General features: G+C 63.8%; 4 protein-coding genes. All 4 read left to right on the forward strand.

Annotated elements, in window-relative coordinates; genetic code table 11:
* A partial coding sequence (locus tag VGP39_RS07455) for a hypothetical protein (protein ID WP_327567464.1) occupies positions 1-283 on the forward strand: 283 nt, incomplete at its 5' end.
* Between the two features lie 114 nt (positions 284-397).
* The gene (locus VGP39_RS07460) at positions 398-1,585 is read left to right on the forward strand and encodes a phage portal protein (RefSeq protein ID WP_327567465.1); all 1,188 of its coding nucleotides are present in this window, start codon (positions 398-400) and stop codon (positions 1,583-1,585) included.
* Positions 1,586-1,600: 15 nt separating this feature from the next.
* Positions 1,601-2,347 carry a hypothetical protein gene (locus VGP39_RS07465; RefSeq protein ID WP_327567466.1) on the forward strand — a complete coding sequence of 249 codons (747 nt, stop codon included), beginning with the start codon at positions 1,601-1,603 and terminating at the stop codon, positions 2,345-2,347.
* Between the two features lie 52 nt (positions 2,348-2,399).
* Positions 2,400-2,759, forward strand: a complete 360-nt coding sequence (locus VGP39_RS07470) for a hypothetical protein (RefSeq protein WP_327567467.1) — start codon at positions 2,400-2,402, stop codon at positions 2,757-2,759.
* The last annotated feature ends 371 nt before the right edge of the window (positions 2,760-3,130 follow it).

Consider the following 3,130-nt stretch of genomic DNA (forward strand, 5'->3'; position numbering starts at 1 on the left):
ACAAATAGAAGCGTCATGCGCGGGCTTGACCCGCGCATCCATCTTCTTCGTGAGGAGTCTTTCGACGATGATGGATTGCCGGGTCAAGCCCGGCAATGACGATTTTTACGAGCAAGCGTCACGCTTGCTACCCAGAAGACAGATAGAAGCGTCATGCGCGGGCTTGACCCGCGCATCCATCTTCTTCGTGAGGAGTCTTTCGACGATGATGGATTGCCGGGTCAAGCCCGGCAATGACGATTTTTACGAGCAAGCGTCACGCTTGCTACCCAGAGACAAATAGAAGCGTCATGCGCGGGCTTGACCCGCGCATCCATCTTCTTCGTGAGGAGTCTTTCGACGATGATGGATTGCCGGGTCAAGCCCGGCAATGACGATTTTTACGAGTGGAGCTCCCATGTTCAACCGCCTTCGCCATCTGCTGGCACCGCCTGAACTGAAGGCGAGTCGCACCGCGCGACTCGTCGCATTCGAAAACGGCGGGCGGGCGCGGTGGACCCCTCGCGATTACAGCGGCCTCGCGCGCGAGGGGTATCTCGCCAATGCCATCGTGCATCGCTCGGTCAGGCTGATCGCGGAGAATGCGGCGGCGTGCCAGTTCCTGGTGTTCGAGGGCGCGGCCGAACGCGACGCGCATCCGCTGGCGCAGCTGTTGACGCGGCCGAACCCGCGCCAGGACGGCGGGGTGTTCTTTGAGATGCTGTATGCGCATCTGCTGCTCGCCGGCAACGCCTATGTCGAGGCGGTCGCGCTCGGCGATCGCCTGCGCGAGCTCTACGCGCTGCGGCCCGACCGCATGAAGGTGGTGCCCGGCGCCGACGGCTGGGCCGAGGCCTACGAGTATTGCGTCGGCGCGCGCTGCGTGCGCTTCGACCAGCTCGCAACACCGGTGCCGCCGATCCTGCATCTGACCTTCTTCCATCCGCTCGACGACCATTATGGCCTGGCGCCGATCGAGGCCGCCGCGGTCGCGGTCGACACCCATAATTCCGCGGCGCGCTGGAACAAGGCGCTGCTCGACAACGCCGCGCGGCCCTCCGGCGCGCTGGTGTTTGCCGCCGACAACAACGTGCTGTCGGCCCAGCAGTTCGACCGGCTGAAGCGCGAACTCGACGAGACCTATACCGGCACCGCCAATGCCGGCCGGCCGATGCTGCTGGAAGGCGGGCTCGACTGGAAGGCGATGTCGCTGACGCCGAAGGACATGGATTTCCTCGAAGCCAAACACACCGCGGCGCGCGAAATCGCGCTCGCCTTCGGCGTGCCGCCGATGCTCTTGGGCATTCCCGGCGACAACACCTTTGCGAACTACGCGGAGGCCAACCGCACGTTCTTCCGCCAGACCGTGCTGCCGCTGGCCGCGCGGGTGGGCTCCTCGATCGCGCAATGGCTGGCGCCGCAATTCGGCGAGGCCATCCGCGTCGTCATCGACACCGACCGCATCGACGCGCTGGCCGCCGACCGCGCCGCATTGTGGGACCGCGTCTCTGGCGCGGCGTTCCTGACGCTGAACGAGAAGCGCGAGGCGGTGGGATATGGGCCGGTCGCGGGCGGGGATCGCTGGGGGGTAGGGCACACGAGTTAGAGTTTTAGTTCTGTCATGCGCGGGCTTGACCCGCGCATCCATCCTCTTCGCAAGAGTCTTTCGAAGCGGATGGATTGCCGGGTCAAGCCCGGCAATGACGCAGAGAAAGAATCTCTAATGCCCCAACCCCCTTCCGCCTACGACTTGCATCAGCGCGAGCGCTGGCTGCGCCACGACGCGCACCTCTGGCTCCGCCACGACTTCGCGCGCTGGCTGAAGCCCGGCACCGATCCGGAGGAAGTGTACCCACATTTGAAGCAGCAGCGCGAAGCAGCGGAGGACATAGCCTTCGCGGCCAGGATCGCGGCGAGCCAGCGCGTGCTGACGATGCTGCGCGCGGAGGTGGACGAGACGAAGGCCGCGCAGGCGCGGCGGCGGCTGGAGGAGGCGAAGTACAGCCCGGACCAGCCGCGCATTCCCAAGAGAAATCCGGGCGGCGGACAATGGACCCGCGTGGGTGAGGGAGGCGGCCTATCTCCGTCGCCGGCAGCCGCGCGACCGATGGGCAACGTCGATGTCGGCGACGTCAGCGGATCGAGCGAACTCGGCGATCTGTTTCAGATCACACCGGACGATACGAGCACGGACGGCGAGCAGGTCGCGGATGTCATTAGAGTTTGCACGGTGGCCGGCGCCGGGCGGGCCACTGTTGACGGAGTTAAGACCCACTTTGTTATTTATGAGTGCTTTGGCGGAAGAACGTTTCGAGTGGATGGCCCGGGGCACAACTTTCCCGGCGTTGTTGTCGACCGATTTCGGTGATTGAAATAACAGCGGCTAGCTTTGTCTGTTTGGAAATCGCAAGGGCAATCGCATGGTTCAAGTTAACGATGACTTCTTCAACAGCCCCGGACAGGTCGGGATTTCGCCCGCAGCGCTTGCAGAGGCGCGGGAATTCGCCGCGGCGGTCGGGGCATTGAATCATGGTGCGCAGATTGTCAGTATTGGGTGGGCGTTATCGCTCATCCAGCGGGATCCCGGCCAGCCGGAACAGCAGCTTGGTCCCTGCTTGATGCTCGGCGCCTATCGACGAGATCAGGTGCCTAAGGAATTCATCGACGTGATCGACGGCCTCGAGCTGGCATTCCAGATTCCGGATAATGCCTGGCCTGCGGGCGCGCAGAGGATCGTCGACGTCGACAAGACCAAGCCATTCGGATTTGGGTTGCGATGAACCGCAGGCGATGATGCCATGCCAGAGAATTCAACATCGTGATTCCTACCGTCTACGACGACCTCTACCCGGTAGATATCTGGCCGAGCGCATAGGGCGGATTAGCGCAGAGGCAACGCAAGCCGGCGTGAAGCAGGCAGCCGCGAACGCGTAGGGCGCAATAAGCGACGCCCAGCGGCGCGCATTGCGCCGCAGACCCGCCGCTCAGCCCTGTGCAGGATGCGGCGGCAGGCGAGTTCGTGAGCGGGATTGAGAAGGGGCGGCGCAATGCGCTTCGCTTATTGCGCCCTACGAGCTTCAGCCCCGGCGGTCACCGGGTGTTTTTCGAAGAACTCCGTCGCCAGATCATCGCGAGGCAACGCAAGCCGGCT

The sequence above is a fragment of the Bradyrhizobium sp. genome (assembly GCF_036009065.1).
In the GTDB taxonomy this organism is placed as follows: Bacteria; Pseudomonadota; Alphaproteobacteria; order Rhizobiales; family Xanthobacteraceae; genus Bradyrhizobium.

Bases quoted from the DNA above. Each gene is read 5' to 3' on its own strand.
- VGP39_RS07470 (WP_327567467.1), top strand. From the start codon at position 2,400: ATGGTTCAAGTTAACGATGACTTCTTCAACAGCCCCGGACAGGTCGGG.
- VGP39_RS07465 (WP_327567466.1), top strand. From the start codon at position 1,601: ATGCGCGGGCTTGACCCGCGCATCCATCCTCTTCGCAAGAGTCTTTCG.
- VGP39_RS07460 (WP_327567465.1), top strand. From the start codon at position 398: ATGTTCAACCGCCTTCGCCATCTGCTGGCACCGCCTGAACTGAAGGCG.